This window comes from Methylobacter sp. (genome assembly GCF_036845245.1).
Classification (GTDB): Bacteria; Pseudomonadota; Gammaproteobacteria; order Methylococcales; family Methylomonadaceae; genus Methylobacter_A.
Genome location: NZ_DAIUEH010000008.1, coordinates 39591 through 57132 on the forward strand (window position 1 = coordinate 39591; position 17542 = coordinate 57132).

A 17542-nucleotide genomic window follows, 5' to 3' on the forward strand; every position below is an offset into this window, starting at 1 on the left:
CATGCACCTACCTTCCTTGTGTATGCAGGCTCTAAGCCTCAGATACTCCACGGTATGGGTGAATAGGGCGGGGGCCAATCTACGCGGCAGGCTCTGGTTAACAAAAACCAGTCCTCAGGTCGGGACGGCCTCCCAATAAACGGTTAAAGCTTACTTGATCTCTTTGGTAGTATTTTATTAATTTTGATCATACAAGGTCGGGCATGCTGTTTATGCCCGACAATTCCAAGCGGCAAGGGAATGACGAACTTCGGGATTGACCACCGCCTCTGCATTTCGGGTGCTAAAATGTCGGGCAACGAAAAAGCTGTTACCCGACCTACTTCGGAATCTTCATTATGCAATATCGTCGCGCTAAAATTCCAGGTGGCACTTATTTTTTTACCATTGTGACGTTCCGGCGGCGGAAATTTCTTTGTGAACCGGACAACGTCGAATTGTTGCGTACGGCGTTCCGAACCGTTAAATCAGCTATGTTGGGCATACCGTTGAATGCAAAAAGATACGCACAGATTCTCTAAGAAATTGCTGAGAGTCCCTTTTTTTTAACTAAAGAAAGTAACTTAAGCGAAGCGCCGGAAGGACGTTTTTCTCCTCGTTCCCATTGGCTGATAATGCCTTTTGAGACATTCAAATAATTAGCGAAGACAACTTGGCTGACGTTCTCGCGTTCACGAATATCGCGAATCTGTTCTGGTTTTAAAGGACTGATAGGTGTTAAACATAGTCCATCAAATTCCCGCATCGTGCGTTTTTCCATAAGCCCCGCTTCATGCAAATCTTCAGCGGTTTCGTGGATGGATGCCATTATGTTGCTACGGTATTGTTTGCCCATTACAAGTTATCTCAGTCAATTTGTTTTTGTTAACCGCTTCGGTTAATTCTGCGTCTGCATAGTTCAGCATTTCTACGGCAAGCTTCTTCAAAGCCACCAACTCGTCGTCATTGATGTTAGCCTGTTCATTTTTTGCAAAGCCATGAACGAAAAAAGCCCGCGTTCCCTCCTTAAAAAGAATCATCGTGCGAAACCCACCCGATTTTCCCTGACCTTTTCGGGCAACGCGTTGTTTAATGACGCCTCCCCCCAAATCTGCATCAATCAAGCCTTGTTCGGCATCCGTGATTGCTTTACATAAAGCCATATCGCTGATTCCTGATTTTATGGCAAAGCGTGTAAATGGCCTATTCTTAAAAATTCTCATCGTTAACTCATTCCTTGTAATTAAATTCCTTTGAAAGGATTCTATAGCGCCTAGTGTTACTATGCAATCAATATTACCAAGCCTATGTTTGATAAGCGCGTAGTGCCGTCGGGTATGCTGTTTATGCCCGACAATTCCAAGCTTCAAGGGAATGACGAACTTCGGGTTTGACCACCGTCCTGCATTTCGGGTGCTAAAATGTCGGGTAACGGAAAAGCTGTTACCCGACTTGGGGAATCTCCATTATGCAATATCGTCGCGCTAAAACTCCCGGCGGCACCTATTTTTTCACCATTGTGACTTTCCGGCAGCGGAAATTTCTTTGCGAACCGGACAATGCCGAATTGTTGCGGACGGCGTTCCGACATGTTAAATCGGCTCATCCTTTCACTATTGACGCGTTTGTGCTGCTGCCGGAACATCTGCATTGCATTTGGACGTTGCCGCCGGACGACGATGATTATCCGATGCGCTGGAATGCCATCAAAAACCATTTCACCCGCCATTGCCCGGATGCTCTCAAATTACCGCCTTCGCCATCACAACGGCGAAAACGGGCGCAAACCATTTGGCAGTCGCGCTACTGGGAACACCAAATCCGGGATGACCGGGACTTTGAAAAACATTGCGATTACATCCATTGGGTGCGACGTGAAAGTTGCATCCGTTATTGTCTCACCTGAAAGAGGTAGTGAGACTCGTTGTTCCCTCAACGGTAGCCTACCGATGCAGGCTAAGCTGGCAACGGCTTGGTCTGAAGCCATCGGGACAATGTAAGCCCTCGCAAGAGAAGGAAAAGCCGCGAGGCGATTCCAACTGCTGCCAGCATCAGGCGGCAGGGTGGCTAGGCTAAATAGTAAGACCAACATAGGTGAACTGTTGATAAACCTCGTTATGTAAAACAAGCCAAAGATGCTGACAGGCTTGAACCAAAAGGTATGTGATCGGTTGTTCGTTTCTAGTGTGCGAACACAGGGACAAAGATCATCGGGGAATAGACAGGGTCTACGCTATTCATGTAACGGATGTGGAACACGGTAAGCCCGTATGGCCGCCCGGAATACTGGGCAAGCGAACCGCAAGGGACGCCTAGGGTGATGCGGGTCAAGGAAAGGGGAAAAAGCGAATGCCGCCCTGTAATCGGACGGATAAGGATTGAAACATCATCCTATGCGAAAGCAGGCAGACTTCCTCCTGGTCTCTCATCACAAGAGAGTCTGTAGACCCCCCTTTATAGAAGGAAAGCAAATGAACGCTGCAAAATTGGCGTGTGCACCTTCCGAACTGACATGGCACGGCATTGATTGGGCCGATGTACACTGTCAAGTCAGGAGGCTGCAAGCGCGTATTGTGAAGGCCACACAGGAAGGCAAAAGCCCTGCAATGGCTGCTGACCCATTCGTTTAGCGGCAAAGCATTAGCCGTAAAACGGGTGACGGAAAATCAAGGCAAAAACACCGCCGGCGTGGACAGGATTACCTGGAAAACACCGGCAGCAAAGACCAAGGCGATAGCGTCGATAAAGCGGCGAGGTTACTCACCATGCCCTCTTCGGCGAGTCTTGATCCCGAAGAAAAACGGCAAAACAAGGCCTCTGGGCATTCCCACGATGAAAGACCGCGCCATGCAAGCGCTGTATTTACTGGCGCTGGAACCCATCGCGGAAACAACAGCGGATCCGAACTCTTATGGGTTCAGGCCGGAACGTTCAACCGCCGATGCAGGTGAGCAATGTTTTAATGCGCTGGCTAAACGGCATTCACCGGAGTGGGTGCTGGAGGCTGACATCAAAGGCTGCTTCGACAATATCAGCCATGACTGGATGATCAGAAATGTCCCTATGGACACCATGATATTACGGAAATGGCTCAAGGCGGGATATAGGTATCAAAATGAACTCTTTCCTACAGAAGCCGGAACCCCACAAGGGGGAATTATGAGTCCGGTACTGGCAAACATGACCCTTGATGGTCTGGAAGCAATGCTCTCGGAGAGATTCCCGAAAAGCAAGCGGCCCAGCCTGAAAATGAACATGGTGCGTTACGCGGATGACCTTATTATCACCGGCCATTCGAGAGAATGGCTGGAAAATGAGGTTAAACCCGCAGTGGTTGAATTTCTGGCGGAACGCGGGCTAGCCCTATCGACAGAAAAAACCAAAATAACGCATATCAAGGAAGGGTTTGACTTTCTCGGTTGGAACATTCGCAAATACAACGGCAAACTGCTGATAAAGCCGTCCAGAGCGAACGTCAAAGTCCATCTTAATAAAATCCGGGAAGTCATCAAAGGCAACAAAACCGCTAAGCAAGTCAACCTGATCAGGATGCTCAACCCAATTCTACGCGGATGGGCAAATTATCATCGGCATGCAGTCGCGAAGGAAACCTTTGGCTATGTTGATCATAAAGTCTGGTCTGCGCTCTGGCAATGGGCAACAAGAAGACATCCCAATAAGAGCGCCAAATGGGTTAAAGCGAAATACTTTAAAACCGCAGGTGCCCGAAATTGGGTATTTGCCGCCAAGGTCAATGCGCCAGACGGAGAACCGATGAATCTGACACTGGCAACAGCAAGTGATACAGTTATTCGCAGACACGTCAAAATCAAAAGTACGGCAAACCCCTTTGATCCAAAAGATGAAATTTACTTTGAAAATCGTTTTGATTGGAAATTAAAAGAATCACCTACAGGAAGAAAGAAACTTGCACGGCTTTGGGTAAGTCAGGAAATGCGCTGTCCGGTATGCCAACAACCTTTAGAAGCGAACGATAAATGGAATATTCATTACATTCGTCCAAGAAGCGAAGGCGGGACAGACAACCTAGCAAACATGATTATGGTACACCCAGATTGTCATAGGCAAATACACAGCCAACATTTGCACGTTGTTAAACCGGTCTCGATAGAGGCTTAGTAGAGGCTTGAGCCGTATGATGGGAAACTATCAAGTACGGTTCTTAGGGGAGAAAGAGGCAGTAATGCCTTTTTCTTACCCGACAACCCGGTGAAACATGGATTGGTGTCCCATCCCGGTGAGTGGCCCTATTCGAGCTTTCACCGCTTCCTTGGCCTTGGGCTTTATCCGCCAGATTGGATGGGGCTTTTTGAGTCTGAAGAGGAAGATACTTATGGGGAATAACTCAACGCTGTAAGGCGGATTCGCGCAGCAATCCGCCACGAACGGAGCCTTGAACCTGATCCCTGCTCGGATTTTTCCACGCAGGGATTTTTTATACCCGATTGTCATTGATATTGTGCGTCGTCTAAAGCGCCTACTTTTGATGATTGGTGGTTTTCCGGCACGAAACTGCCTTACGAATTGTACCGAGAAATGAAGCTGCGTAAGCCGGAATAAGGCCATCCAAGCCTTGTCCTGAGCTTGTCGAAGGGCTTGTGAGCCGATGCAATCTCATATCGTCATCTGTTTTAGATGAAAATTCAGTTAAATATCATTATTTTCATAATACTACGCATAAAGGCCTATTTACTGATAGTGCTTTACAGTGTCCTATTGCAACCTAATTTTTGGAAAATTTATTTTTCCAGAAGGCAAGCAGGATGTCAGGTTTTGCAGCGCGGTCATTAAGAATAAAAGTCAGCCTATGCACAATGCAAGACTTGGCACTCTCTTTCCTGGTTCCCACTTGTGGGCGACAAATTGAGAGGTATGGTATGAAAATCGTTGTAATTGGCGGCACCGGGCTCATCGGTACAAAACTCGTGAACAAACTTCGTCAGAGCGGCCATGAGGTAGTGGCGGCGTCACCCTCCTCGGGCGTCAACACCATCACTGGTGAGGGGCTGGCTGAAGCGCTTGTAGGTGCCCAGATTGTCGTCGACCTAGCGAACTCGCCGTCGTTCGAGGACAAGGCAGTTTTGGAATTCTTCGAGACGTCAGGCCGAAACCTTCTTGCCGCAGAAGCGGCCTCCGGCGTGGGACATCACGTTGCGCTATCGGTCGTCGGCAGTGACCGTCTTCCCGACAGTGGTTACCTCCGCGCGAAGATGGCCCAGGAAAATCTGATCAAGGCTTCCAAGATCCCCTATACGATTGTCCGCTCAACGCAGTTCTTCGAGTTTTTGGGCGGCATCGCCCAATCGGGCACCGTCGGGCAAACGGTTCGCTTGTCGCCAGCCCTTGTGCAGCCCATCGCGTCGGATGACGTGGTTGCCGCGATGGCCGACGTCACAGTGGCGGCGCCGGTCAACGGCACGGTCGAGATAGCAGGTCCTGAGCGGGTCAGTCTGGCCGAACTTGTCCAGCGATTCTTGAGCGCAAACCAAGATCCACGCAAGGTAGTCGCAGATGTCCATGCACGTTACTTCGGCGCGGAGTTGAACGATCAATCTCTGACCCCCGGTGATAACCCGCGCATCGGCTCGACGAATTTCGAAGCCTGGCTCAGCCGGTCCAAACCTCAGAAGTCAGCCAGTCAAGCTGGGTGAACACCCAGATGAAGCAGTGCGACGGACCGGAGCTGAACTGAATGTTCACCTGTCTATGCTTTTCTGAAGAATACGCTTTCTGATCTGGATGAGGGCTTCATACGGTGGTTTTATATTAACGAATTTGTATCAACGAAGGAGAGTACAAATGTTCACTAGATTTCTCTGCAGAGTTGTCTTCGCAGCTCTTTCCGTAAGCGCAGCTTCAGCCGATGACTTGTCTACTGTTAAGTCCAAGGTAACGCTGGTTTTTGATCGCGCTCTTCCGAATGTGCTCGGCAAGAGTATGAGAGGCGTGCTTGTCGAATACCCGCCGGGTGGCTCATCGCCCGCGCATACCCATCCAGACTCGGCTTTCATCTATGCAACGGTCCTGGAAGGGGCAGTTCGTAGCAAAGTCAATGACGGTCCGGAAAAGGTATATCACGCCGGTGAGAGCTTCGCCGAAGTACCTGGCGATCATCATGGCGTCAGCGCAAATGGCAGTGACACTCAACCCGCACGTCTGCTGGCCGTATTTGTCGTCAATACCGACGAAAAAAACCTGGTCACGAACGACAAATAGTGAAAGAACGGAGGTTACCATTACATTTGTAGATGATAAGGTAGGCTTATGCCGGATTGCATTTGATATTGTGCGTCGCCTACAGCGCTTACTTTTGGTGTTTCGCTACGAACTACTCGACAGACTTTTGGCCTGAGCTGGATGCAAACTTTGATCATCCCGTATTCCGCTATACCTCATCAGGCTACTTGAATTTCTGGCTCATTGACGGTATGGCGTCGTATCGGCATCAATAATCAACCGGCAATCGGGTAACCAATTCATCCCAACGAATCACAATATTCGGCAACACACTGACCTGGGTTTCGCCGTTTAATTCGTACAGTTCTGGCTTGCCGTATTCGCCGCCGATCAAGCGGTAAACGGTCAGCACCCGATCCATCGGATGAATCAGCCAATATTCTTTTACGCCATGACGTTCGTAAAGATTACGTTTTTTGATTTGATCGTGACCCGCCGTGGAGGGCGACAACACTTCCACGATCCAGTCCGGTGCACCGCGCACGCCGCGCCGATCCAGTTTACTGCTGTCGCAGACTACCAGTACGTCCGGTTGTACGACGGTATCGATGCTTTCGTCCGCTTCATTTTGTTTCGGCAGTCGGACATCGACCGGGGCAATGAAAACGCGGCAAGGTTTCCCGGTTAAAATGTTAGCCACTTGCCGATAAATTTCTCCGGCCACATCCTGATGCGCCAGATCGGGAGCCGGGGACATTGTATACGCATTGCCATCGATCAACTCATAGCGACTATCATCAGGCCAAGTCAGGTAATCGCCGTAACAATGATGTTGAGTATCTTTTAATGCCAAACCCATATCAGTTTCCTCGTGTATTTCATGTAGACCGGTATTGTGATGGAAAAAAGCATAACACAGCGCATATGCTCCGGGTACTATTTTGGAGCTTCGATTATAGGCTCTCCTTTCTGATGTCATGGAGTATTTGCATCTCTCCGCTTTTGCCGGAAGTGCCCGGATAAAATATTAGCAAACTGGTTTATGGCTGGTTTTCTATGTGTGCAATCGCACAGACGGATCCTGGGTTGCAGGTATAAATTTAAAACTCAGATAAGGGGATTTAAACGCTAAGAATACATTCGCTGTATTTTAAAACCTTGTCTGGTCACTGGTTAAAAATTATTCCTACAACTCACTCAAATTGAGCTAACAGGAGAAAACTATGACTACTAGCACAATGATCAACACCAACTCTATTAAGCCCGGTATGCCTGTTGTCTGTTCTGAAGACGGCCAGTTTGCGACTGTCGATCATATGGAAGGGGAGAATACGATCAAGCTGAATAAAGATAAGTCCGGGCAGCATCATTACATTCCGGTCAGCTGGGTAACCTCAACCGACGGCGGCAAGGTTAAAGTCGATCGTCCGGGAGACCAAGCGATGAAGCAATGGAAGACAACTCCGCCGACGCGATAGATGGAGGTTGTCGAGCTAACGAAAATGTTGTCGAAATGACCGTTGGCTGAGCGAAACCGAAGCTTCAGGCCCAATAGTCGCTTTTTGCTTGGGCGTGAAGCTTCGGCTTCGCGCAGTGAGTGGTCAGGACAACAGCTTATTAAAAAAGAGGAGTTGTTATGAAAGGTTTTGTACAGGATATCGAAGATCTTGCTGTTAAGAATGAGGAGTTTCGGCAAGTGCTTTACACCGCAAAAAACTGCCAGCTCGTTGTGATGGCGTTAAAGCCTAACGAAGAGATCGGCGCGGAAGTCCACCAGCTCGACCAGTTTTTTCGGGTAGAGGAAGGGGAAGGGGAAGTCGTTCTCGATGGCGTTCGGACTGCCATTCAGGACGGTTTTGCGATAGTCGTTCCGGCCGGGACGAACCACAACGTGATCAATACCGGCAGTGTGCCGCTAAAGCTTTATACGCTGTATGCGCCGCCGAACCATCGGGACGGTGTGGTCCATCATACCCGTGACGACGCAGAGGCGGACAACGAACATTTTGACGGTAAAACAACGGAATAGTTATAAACCGGCTGGATATTTACTGTTTCCCAACCCGGAAGGGAAGAGGTCTTTATCGGCGGCCAATTTCCATGACGACCACGTCTATGCCGTTTTCCCGTAATCGGCCCCGAATCGTGCTAACACTGGTCATCTGGGTATAAGGGCCCATTTTGACCCGGTTCCAAACGACATTGCCGACTTTTGCTTTTTCAACTTTGGATTCAATGCCCATTAAAGCCAGCTTGGCTCTTAAGCTGTCGGCATCTTTAAATTCCCTGAACGAGCCGGCCTGCAAAATATAACTGGTGATCTTTGCCTGTCCTACCCGTTCTTCTCTGGCACGGGTGTTAATTTCGTAATCCGGCACGATGACTTCTTTTTCGGGCAGGATGGTATAAAAATCAAATTGCGGCAGCACCGGTCCCTGTTCAGGTTTTTTCTCCTGCGTGGGGGCTTCGGCCTTTGTTTCTTCAGTCTTGGCCGGTACATTGGGTTGAGCGGTTGTTTGCTTCGATCCGGTACTGCGTAAATAAACCAGAAAGACTACAAACAAAATAATCAATGCCGTAATCAGCATCCATCGCCACAAGCTAAGGCTTTGCGGGCGTTGTTGCCGGTATGACGCGCTATTCTTATTCTGCGTTCTGTGTTTGTAGTCTTTAGCCATGTTACATTGCTTCAGGAGTGTTGATTTTCAGCAAGTCCAAGCCGTTTGCCAATACCTGTTTCACTGCGCAAATCAAATTGAGCCTTGCATTGCGGATTTTTGCATCATCCACTAGAAATTGATGCGCGTTGTAGTAAGTATGGAACTCGTTTGCCAGTTCGCGCAGGTATTGAATCAGCTGATGCGGCTCGTATTGTAGCGCAGCTCGCTCCAGTACTTCAGGATAGCGCGCCAGTGTTCCCAGCAGATTGGTTTCGTGCTCTTCGGTTAATAGCGCCAAATTTTCCATGCCCAGCAGCAAATCCCGTTTCCAGTTTTTTTCATCCAATTGACGCAGCACACTGCATACTCTGGCGTAGGCATACTGCACATAAAATACCGGGTTTTCGGTAGATTTTGAGGTTGCCAATTGCAGGTCGAAATCCATGTGCTGTTCAGACCTGCGCATTACATAGAAGAAACGAGCAGCATCTTTACCGACTTCATTACGCAATTGCCGCAGGGTGACAAATTCGCCGGACCGGGTCGACATTTGTACTTTTTCTTCGCCGCGATAAAGCGAGGCAAACTGTACCAGCAGCACTTTTAATTTGGATTCATCAGCGCCCAGGGCCTTAATGGCTGCTCTGACGCGGGGTATGTAGCCGTGATGATCGGCGCCCCAAATGTTGATGATCCGGTCAAAGCCACGATCCAGCTTGTTCATATGGTAGGCAATATCGGATGCAAAATAGGTGGATTGGCCGTTATCGCGAACCACTACCCGGTCTTTCTCGTCGCCTAATTCGGCGCAGGCAAACCAGGTTGCGCCATCTTTTTCATAAAGATGGCCACCGGCACGTAAGCGTTGCAGCGCTTCCTGAACCGAACCGTCATCCATCAGGCGGCGTTCTGAAAACCATTCCTGATAGTCAACGCCAAACTCGCTTAAATCAATTTTGATGTCTTCCAGAATGTTGTTTAGGCCGATTTGAAAGAAGTCCTGATATAACGGCGTTCCCAACAACGTTTTAGCGCGGGCTATCAACGCATCGATATGTTCTTCTTTATCGCCGCCTGCCGGTTCGTCAGGCACTATATCTTCAAACACCAGCTCTACAGGCCGGCGATATTCATTAGTGGCGTTGTTATAAATGTCGTTAGCAATTTCGCGGACATATTCGCCTCGATAGCCATTGCTGGGGAAATGCACAACTTCGCCGCATTCTTCGAGGTATCTGAGCCAGATACTGGTGGCGAGTATATCCATTTGTCGACCGGCATCATTGACATAATATTCGCGGTGTACGTCAAAACCGACGGCCTGCAATAAATCGGAAACCACAGAACCATAAGCGGCCCCACGCCCATGGCCTACATGCAATGGCCCGGTAGGATTGGCGGAAACAAACTCGACCTGGACTTTTTCACCGGCACCGACATTGCTCAAGCCAAACTTCCGGCCTTCATCGTGAATCTGTTTGATAATCCGATATTGGGAATTGGGATCGATAAAAAAATTGATAAAGCCGGGTCCGGCCAGCTCAACTTTAACAATCGCAGTATCTTGCGGCAATGCGGCAATCAGTTTTTCAGCCAGTTGGCGCGGGTTTGTGTTGGCCGGTTTCGCCAGCATTAATGCCAGATTCGAAGCAAAATCGCCGTGTTGAGGGTCACGGGTACGGTCGATAGTAATATTCGGGGTGATTTCCTGAGCGAGAACGCCGTTTGATTTAAGCGTTTCAACGGCTTGCAGGATAAGTTCCTCTATTTTTTTTTTCATTGCTTCACTGCGTAGGTTAGATCAAGTAAACAGGCGTGCATTATCCATTAAAATCATTCGATTATCCATTCAAACAACATTTAGGCCGATTCACTGGATAACGGCGTGACCAACGTGGCTTGCTGCCTGCGCTGTCCGTTATAGAAACGGAGTGTGATTGATGTGCGGAGGGTAATACAGGAGCAATTGCCGGGATTTACAGGTTATCAATATATTCCCGTAAGTCCCGGTAAGAGAAAGGGCGTGGATTATTTCTTGGTGAAATACATAAAAGTGCCGTACTTATTGTCTTTAAGCACCATGGCTGTATCGGTTTTATCCACTAACGAGTAAACATCGAATTTACCCGCTCTGCCAAGTATGCTGACCTTTAACATGCCGTCTTCAATAACATAGTCAACTGCCGGCGCATCATAAGGATTGCCTCTAACTTGAGGAATGTCTTTTTGGGTCAGCTGGTTGTTATCAAGTACCCAGGTCATGCCCATCGATTTTTTTTCAGTATCTTCCGGCGATTTTTTTGTATATTCCAGAAACCAGCTGCCGAGGAGGTCTTTATTAGAAGTCAGGGCTTGGGCAAATACAGCCGTGCTTGACAAGCCGAACAACAACGTTAGCGCAAGCAATAGTTTTATTTTTTTCATTATCTTTTCCTGGGTTAAGAAACTGGATATAAACCACTATTTTTTTATAGTAATACTATTGTACAAGAAACTGGGTTCGACAGTATTTAACTTTAATCTTTATAGGGTTTTTCCGGTGATACGATTTTCCAGGTTTATTAAAAAGGCAGGATGATGTCGGGCTTGATTTTTTTCATCAGCTGCCTGAATTGCTCTTGAATACGGGTCATTGCCGCTTCCGAATCGGCTTCAAAACGAATAACCAGCGACGGCGTTGTGTTTGACGCCCGTACCAGCCCCCAGCCGTTCGGGAAGTCGACGCGCATCCCGTCGATATCGGTGATTTTTCCGCCGGTAAATTTGGCGGCTGCCAACAGGTTGTTGATAAAGGTGAAGTTTTCACCCTCTTCAAGCGCGACATTCAATTCCGGGGTGTTGATGCTATCGGGAAAGTCGGCAAATACCTCGGCGCTGCTGCGCGGGTCTCTGGACAGTATTTCAAGCAAACGCGCGGCCGAATACAAAGCATCGTCAAAACCGAACCAGCGATCATTAAAGAAGATATGGCCGCTCATTTCACCAGCCAACTTGGCGCCGGTTTCTTTAAGTTTTGCTTTCATCAATGAATGCCCGGTTTTCCATAGGGTCGGCTTGCCGCCGTATTTGATAATTTGATCGGCCAGATGGCGGGTGCATTTCACATCATAAATGATTTCCGATCCGGGTTTACCCGCGAGCACATCTTTGGCAAACAGCATCATTTGCCGGTCCGGCCAGATGATTTTGCCGTTTGAATCGACCACGCCCAAACGGTCGCCATCGCCGTCAAAAGCGATACCGATGTCGGCTTTGTAATGTTTGACCGTTGCGATCAATTCGCTCAGATTTTTGGGATTGCTGGGGTCTGGATGATGATTGGGGAAGGTGCCGTCAATGTCGCAAAATAATTCCATCACTTCACAGCCTAAGGTTCTAAGCAGCTTGGGCCCCAGCTCACCCGCAACGCCGTTGCCACAGTCCAGCACAACGGTCATGGGCCTGGCTATGTGGATATCCTCGGAAATAATGCCTAGGTATTCATTGCTGAATTGGCTGTTCTGTTCGATGCTGCCGGGTTTACCGGTAGCATAAGCTTGATTAGCTATGCAGGTTTTAAGCTGTTGGATTCTTTGGTCAGCCAAGGTTTCGCCGTTGATGACCATTTTCAGGCCGTTATAATCGGCGGGGTTATGGCTGCCGGTAATCATGATTCCGGAACGTCCTTCGGTGTGTCTTGCCACAAAATAAAGCACCGGCGTAGGCACCATGCCTATATCCAGCACATTAAGCCCGGTGGCGATAATTCCTTTAGCCAGTGCTTCCTCCAGCGCAGGGCTGGAGGTTCTTCCATCCCGGCCGACGACCACTGTTTTACCGCCATGTTCTTTAGCCTGGGTGCCCAGAGCACGGCCAATGTCATAAACCACGTCTTTAGTCAGCGTCTTGCCGACTATGCCCCGGATGTCATAAGCCCTGAAAATAGTGCTGGTGTCAGCGTTTTTTTTTGTGGACACGGGCATGTCAAAGAAATCCGGCACTGTTTTTTCAACGATTTCCGGCTTATTGCTTGGGGCAACCGGTTTAGTAAAATTAACGTCGTCGGTTTGTGCCATAGATGATCGCTCGATGCGTTGCTCTACCTCGACAACGTCTCCTGCATCCATGCCATCGTCAAAGTCATCAAAAAAACCGCTCATTCCAAAATCGGCAACATGATTATTATCGCCAGCTACGTCGCTGTCCTGATTATCCAGAACCCGTTTAAACTGCACCAGTGTTGAAATAACAGCATTCATTTCAGATAACTGCACAGGATAGGTGCCCTGTAGTTTATTATTCATCAAGTCTTTACAGGCTTTTAGCACGCTGGCGAGATCTTGCGTTAACAGCGTTGAAAGCTTCCGGTATCCGATAAAAAAAGCCAGCAGCGCCAGTAACGTGGGGATAGCAATCATGCCGGCAACCAGAGTCAGTCCGGTGGAATCAGCACTGCCCGCGTACTGGTAATGCAGTTCCCAGCCGGTGTTGGCTACTTTTATGGGGGCATCATCGTCTTGCTCACCGGCTACGGGGTCACCGGCAGCGCCTAACACGAGCGTTGCTTGTTTCAATTCAAGGTGCCCGTTTTTTAGCTCTGCCGCCTGTACGGTCTTGCTGATAAAGTCATAATTCAAGCTGGCCAGAATAACGCCCACGGCCTGATTGTTCTGTATAATTTTACGAGTTATCGCCAGATGCCTATCAGGCCCGATATCGCCTTGTATTGCCGGTAATTGGTTTGTACTAAATGTCTCCCTTACCATATCCAAATCGGCATAACCCATTTTGGGTACGCTTTTGTCATCAAGTTCACTGACACCGGGCAATAACAGTCTGACTTTCAGAGCGCCGGGCAAATGCTTTTCAAGTTTTGCAGCCACCGTGGTTAATTGAGCCGTGTCTGTGCCGGTAACTGCAGCCAACACTTCCGGGTCCTGAGCCATTTTCTCCAGCGTGTCGGTTAGCAGATTGACCTGTGCCGCTATGCCTAAGGCGACGCTTTTTGCAACAGCGGCTGTTGAGTCCTGCTTTGACTGTTTAATTTGAGCCGCACTGATCCAGTAGACGCCTGCACCGGCAGATAGAATCATTAAAACAGCAAACACTGACAATAAAGAAAATAGCCGTACCATGTTTATGCTCCTCAAAGAAAAACAGCTTAATGACGACCTGTATGACCAAAGCCGCCTGAGCCGCGCAAACTTTGATCAAACTCGGCGACGTGTTCGAATTCCACCTGTACCACCGGCACGAAAACCATTTGTGCGATACGCTCGCCGATATTGATCGTAAAAGCGGAGTTGCCCCGATTCCAGCAGGAGACGAAAACCTGCCCCTGATAATCCGAATCGATCAGTCCGACCAAGTTGCCCAATACAATGCCGTGTTTATGGCCCAAGCCGGATCTGGGCAATAACACCGCGGCCAGTTGATGATCATCAATATGAATTGCCAGGCCGGTTGGAATTAATACAGTTTCTCCCGGTTTTAATTCGATCGGCTCATCCAGGCAGGCGCGTAAATCCAAACCTGCCGAACCTGATGTCGCATATTCTGGTAACGGAATGTCCTTGCCTAAACGGCCGTCCAGAATTTTAAGCTGTATTTTTGTTGTGCCTTTCATGTTCCCTTCTCTCTGCGATTAAGCTGATTAATTGTTCGGCTAATTGATTTTTGTCGGTCATTGCCAGGTTTTTTTGACCGGTTTTCCAGAAAACCTGCAATGCGTTGTGCTCACTGTCAAAGCCGCCCAAATCGCGTCCTACCCAGTTTGCCGCAATCATATCCAGGTTTTTTCGTGACAATTTGTCTAAGGCATATTGTTCGAGGTCATGGGTTTCTGCGGCAAATCCGACGGTGAACGGGCGGTTAGCCAGCTGCGCCACTTCCGCCAGAATATCCCTGGTTTTTTGCAGCGTTAACGTTAGCGTGGATTGGTCGGCCTGTTTTTTTATTTTCTCGTTTTCCATCGCAGGGCTGTAATCGGCAACAGCCGCTGCACCGATGTAAATGTCATGTTCCGCGGCTTTGGCGATAACCGCCGCATACATTTGCGCAGCTGTTTCTACGTTTATAAGATCTGCATTATCAGGCGCGGAAAGCATGACAGGGCCGCTGACCAACGTAACTTCGGCGCCCGCTTTTAACGCGGCGTTGGCAAGCGCATAACCCATTTTTCCTGAACTGCGATTGGTGATGTAGCGTACCGGGTCTAAAGGCTCGCGGGTCGGCCCTGCGCTGATCAAGACTCTAAGACCGCTTAAACACTGAGTTGCCGGCTCATCCAGTAAACGATTGCAGATGTCCAGCGGTTCGGACATTCTGCCGAAGCCGGTTTCGCCGCAAGCCTGATCGCCCTGTTCGGGGCCGATCACGGTAACGCCGTGGCTTTTGAGTTTTTGGATGTTTTCCTGAGTGACCGGCTTATGCCACATGGCCTGGTTCATGGCCGGGGCAATGTAAACAGGGCAGGTTGCCGCCAGGTATAGCGTCGATAATAAGTCGTCAGCCAAACCGTGACTGCATTTTGCAATGGTATTGGCCGTTGCCGGAGCGATAATCAATGCATCGGCCCAGCGCGCCAGATTGATATGGCCCATCGCATGCTCTTGATCGGCATCAAGCAATTCGCTATGCACCGGATTGCCGGAAAGCGCCTGAAAAGTCAGCGGGCTAACAAATTCCATAGCGGATCTGGTCATCACCACGCGTACTTTAGCGCCCCGTTTTCGCAGCAGCCTGACCAATTCGGCCGACTTGTACGCAGCAATGCCGCCACTGACGGCCAATAGAATATGCTTGTTAATAGTAAGGCCCGGAAAGTTGAACAAAAAATGACATTATGGCAAGTATGAAGAAATTCTTCTATGCTTAAATCTCAATCGTATAGGAAGAGGCCTATGTCCATTAAAGATTGGTCGGCAGAAGATCGGCCCAGAGAAAAACTGTTGCTACGCGGCTCAGCCGCTTTAACCGACGCGGAATTGCTGGCTATTTTTCTGCGCACCGGCTCGCCCGGCAAATCCGCAGTGGATTTGGCGCGTGAGCTATTGAGCGATTTTGGCTCTTTGAATGCCTTATTAAGCGCAGACCAGCAACGCTTTTGCGATGGCAAAGGCTTGGGCGAGGCCACTTATGTCCAGCTCCAGGCTGTATTGGAAATGGCCCGGCGGCATTTTAAGGAAGCCTTGCAGCGCGGCAATGCGCTAACCAGCCCGGACATCACCCGCTCCTATCTCAGTGCGCAACTACGTGGCTACAGCTATGAAGTGTTTGCCTGCTTATTTCTTGATAATCAGCACCGGGTTATACAACTTGATGAATTATTCAGGGGCACCATAGATGGCGCCAGCGTGTATCCGAGGGAAGTTGCCAAGCAGGCATTACGCCATAATGCAGCAGCGGTCATTTTTGCCCACAACCACCCGTCCGGTATTTCCGAACCCAGCCAAGCCGATAAACATATCACCGAGAAACTTAAGCAGGCGTTAGCCTTGTTTGATATACGGGTGTTGGATCATTTTATTATCGGTGACGGACAGCCTTATTCTTTTGCCGAGCATGGCTTGCTGTAAGGCGGAGCAAATTGGCTAATAATGGCAGCATTGATAAAATTCTTTGAAAAGCAAGGTTCAGCATTAGCCAGCGTTTCCGAAATATATTCATGCATTGTCAAATTGGAAAAAACATTCCCTTTTCGTCAAAAAAACGGCCAACTTTTTTCTAAAACCAAGCTGTGGCAAAACTTAGTTTTTTGATTAATAAATAAATTAAATTAATGGCACTTTTTATGCTTTAGTTTTTTTTGAGAGTCATGTGGACTTAAAAAAGACCAGAGGCTTTAATGATGTAAGGCGTCCAGCTTAATAGGGAGTTCACCTGATAGGTAATAGAGCCTATTGATTGAAGAAGTTGGAGGCTCTACCTTACAGATGCCTATACACCATTTATTTTTGAGGCATAGGGACATAGCTCAGGCAAAATAAAAAACTAACGCCTTTTTCGCCGCTACGAAAACTTTCAAAAATGGTGTCATTGGGCGAGGGCACTGATTATTAATAGGGATTCGATATTTTTCCTTTAATAATAAAAATGTCAGCCGATAACGACATCAAGAATGTTAGGTCGACATTGCCGGTATGACTGACGTGCAAGCGTAAATTTAATAAATTCGCTTTGAGGAAACCATCATGAAAAACATAGTATGGGTGTTTAACATCATTGTTCAACTCACATTAATGGCAGCGCTGCTCTTTAACCGTGAGATTTATTTACACTGTGTTGACCTTGACAGCTAATTGATAGGCATCGAACGATTCTTAGACTTTTATGAACGGAGCCGAGCCAGTCCCTGATTTTTTCGGGGATTGGCAGTAGGCTGATAAGTATAGGTTTTTCATGCCTAACACAATTCAAGGGCAATGATATTTATGCGTGTTAGATTCGAATTTCAATAATGAAAAAATATGGTATGAACAAAAGCAAAATAACGGCGACTTACCTTTCTTTAATCTATCGGAGATCATCTGAATGAAAGATGCAAAGATAACGCCGCTGACAGTACAGCAATACGAAGAAATCTCCGAAGATATTTACGATGAAGTTGACAGGCTTGAGTATGCCGGAACGATTGCAACTAAATGCGCCAAACATCCCGAACACGGAGACATTATCCTTGTTTCATCTACTGATGGTGGTCATTTAATGATTCACTTTTAATCATT

The 17542-nt window shown here is 48.3% G+C and carries 17 protein-coding genes and 1 pseudogene; 9 read left to right on the forward strand and 9 right to left on the reverse strand.

Going from position 1 to position 17542, the window contains the following annotated elements; all coding sequences use genetic code 11:
* Positions 1-517: 517 nt before the first annotated feature.
* Both V7051_RS05360 and V7051_RS05365 read right to left on the reverse strand, forming a co-directional pair.
* Complete coding sequence (locus V7051_RS05360; RefSeq protein WP_333873946.1) at positions 518-808, reverse strand: helix-turn-helix domain-containing protein; 291 nt, start codon at positions 806-808, stop codon at positions 518-520.
* Between the two features lie 7 nt (positions 809-815).
* Complete coding sequence (locus V7051_RS05365) at positions 816-1202, reverse strand: type II toxin-antitoxin system RelE/ParE family toxin (RefSeq protein ID WP_333873945.1); 387 nt, start codon at positions 1200-1202, stop codon at positions 816-818.
* Between the two features lie 245 nt (positions 1203-1447).
* Between V7051_RS05365 and V7051_RS05370 the strand changes: the two genes are divergently transcribed.
* The 5 genes and pseudogenes from V7051_RS05370 (at position 1448) to V7051_RS05390 (ending at position 6216) form a co-directional block, all read left to right on the forward strand.
* Positions 1448-1885 (forward strand): REP-associated tyrosine transposase, encoded by a 438-nt coding sequence (locus tag V7051_RS05370; RefSeq protein ID WP_333873944.1) that lies wholly within the window; start codon positions 1448-1450, stop codon positions 1883-1885.
* Between the two features lie 565 nt (positions 1886-2450).
* Positions 2451-3630, forward strand: a pseudogene (gene ltrA / locus V7051_RS05375) (group II intron reverse transcriptase/maturase); the annotation flags it as partial.
* A 303-nt stretch (positions 3631-3933) separates the two neighbouring features.
* Positions 3934-4119, forward strand: a complete 186-nt coding sequence (locus V7051_RS05380) for an HNH endonuclease signature motif containing protein (RefSeq protein ID WP_334181125.1) — start codon at positions 3934-3936, stop codon at positions 4117-4119.
* A 758-nt stretch (positions 4120-4877) separates the two neighbouring features.
* Positions 4878-5651 carry an SDR family oxidoreductase gene (locus V7051_RS05385; RefSeq protein ID WP_333873942.1) on the forward strand — a complete coding sequence of 258 codons (774 nt, stop codon included), beginning with the start codon at positions 4878-4880 and terminating at the stop codon, positions 5649-5651.
* A 217-nt stretch (positions 5652-5868) separates the two neighbouring features.
* Complete coding sequence (locus tag V7051_RS05390; RefSeq protein ID WP_333873941.1) at positions 5869-6216, forward strand: cupin domain-containing protein; 348 nt, start codon at positions 5869-5871, stop codon at positions 6214-6216.
* 229 nt (positions 6217-6445) lie between these two features.
* Here the strand turns inward: V7051_RS05390 and V7051_RS05395 are convergent, their stop codons facing one another.
* Positions 6446-7036: a Uma2 family endonuclease gene (locus V7051_RS05395; RefSeq protein WP_333873940.1), complete on the reverse strand. Its 591-nt coding sequence runs from the start codon at positions 7034-7036 to the stop codon at positions 6446-6448.
* A gap of 364 nt (positions 7037-7400) precedes the next feature.
* Here V7051_RS05395 and V7051_RS05400 point away from each other — a divergent pair, with 364 nt between their 5' ends.
* Together V7051_RS05400 and V7051_RS05405 are read left to right on the forward strand one after the other, a co-directional pair.
* Positions 7401-7655, forward strand: coding sequence for a DUF2171 domain-containing protein (locus tag V7051_RS05400; protein WP_333873939.1), 255 nt, complete (start codon positions 7401-7403; stop codon positions 7653-7655).
* Between the two features lie 158 nt (positions 7656-7813).
* Positions 7814-8206, forward strand: coding sequence for a cupin domain-containing protein (locus V7051_RS05405; RefSeq protein WP_333873938.1), 393 nt, complete (start codon positions 7814-7816; stop codon positions 8204-8206).
* A gap of 52 nt (positions 8207-8258) precedes the next feature.
* Here the strand turns inward: V7051_RS05405 and V7051_RS05410 are convergent, their stop codons facing one another.
* From V7051_RS05410 to coaBC, 6 genes are all read right to left on the reverse strand, one after another.
* Positions 8259-8855, reverse strand: a complete 597-nt coding sequence (locus tag V7051_RS05410; RefSeq protein ID WP_333873937.1) for an SPOR domain-containing protein — start codon at positions 8853-8855, stop codon at positions 8259-8261.
* Between the two features lies 1 nt (position 8856).
* Positions 8857-10617: an arginine--tRNA ligase gene (argS, locus tag V7051_RS05415; RefSeq protein ID WP_333873936.1), complete on the reverse strand. Its 1761-nt coding sequence runs from the start codon at positions 10615-10617 to the stop codon at positions 8857-8859.
* Between the two features lie 248 nt (positions 10618-10865).
* Positions 10866-11261, reverse strand: a complete 396-nt coding sequence (locus tag V7051_RS05420) for a hypothetical protein (protein WP_333873935.1) — start codon at positions 11259-11261, stop codon at positions 10866-10868.
* A 137-nt stretch (positions 11262-11398) separates the two neighbouring features.
* Positions 11399-13951, reverse strand: coding sequence for a phosphomannomutase/phosphoglucomutase (locus tag V7051_RS05425; RefSeq protein WP_333873934.1), 2553 nt, complete (start codon positions 13949-13951; stop codon positions 11399-11401).
* Positions 13952-13977: 26 nt separating this feature from the next.
* Positions 13978-14442 (reverse strand): dUTP diphosphatase, encoded by a 465-nt coding sequence (gene dut, locus V7051_RS05430; RefSeq protein WP_333873933.1) that lies wholly within the window; start codon positions 14440-14442, stop codon positions 13978-13980.
* Complete coding sequence (gene coaBC / locus V7051_RS05435; protein ID WP_333873932.1) at positions 14414-15649, reverse strand: bifunctional phosphopantothenoylcysteine decarboxylase/phosphopantothenate--cysteine ligase CoaBC; 1236 nt, start codon at positions 15647-15649, stop codon at positions 14414-14416. Before coaBC ends, dut begins: the two co-directional genes overlap by 29 nt.
* Before the next feature lie 69 nt (positions 15650-15718).
* Between coaBC and radC the strand changes: the two genes are divergently transcribed.
* Both radC and V7051_RS05445 read left to right on the forward strand, forming a co-directional pair.
* The gene (radC, locus tag V7051_RS05440; protein WP_333873931.1) at positions 15719-16393 is read left to right on the forward strand and encodes a RadC family protein; all 675 of its coding nucleotides are present in this window, start codon (positions 15719-15721) and stop codon (positions 16391-16393) included.
* Between the two features lie 955 nt (positions 16394-17348).
* On the forward strand, positions 17349-17537 hold the full coding sequence (locus V7051_RS05445; protein WP_333873930.1) for a hypothetical protein: 189 nt from the start codon (positions 17349-17351) through the stop codon (positions 17535-17537).
* The last annotated feature ends 5 nt before the right edge of the window (positions 17538-17542 follow it).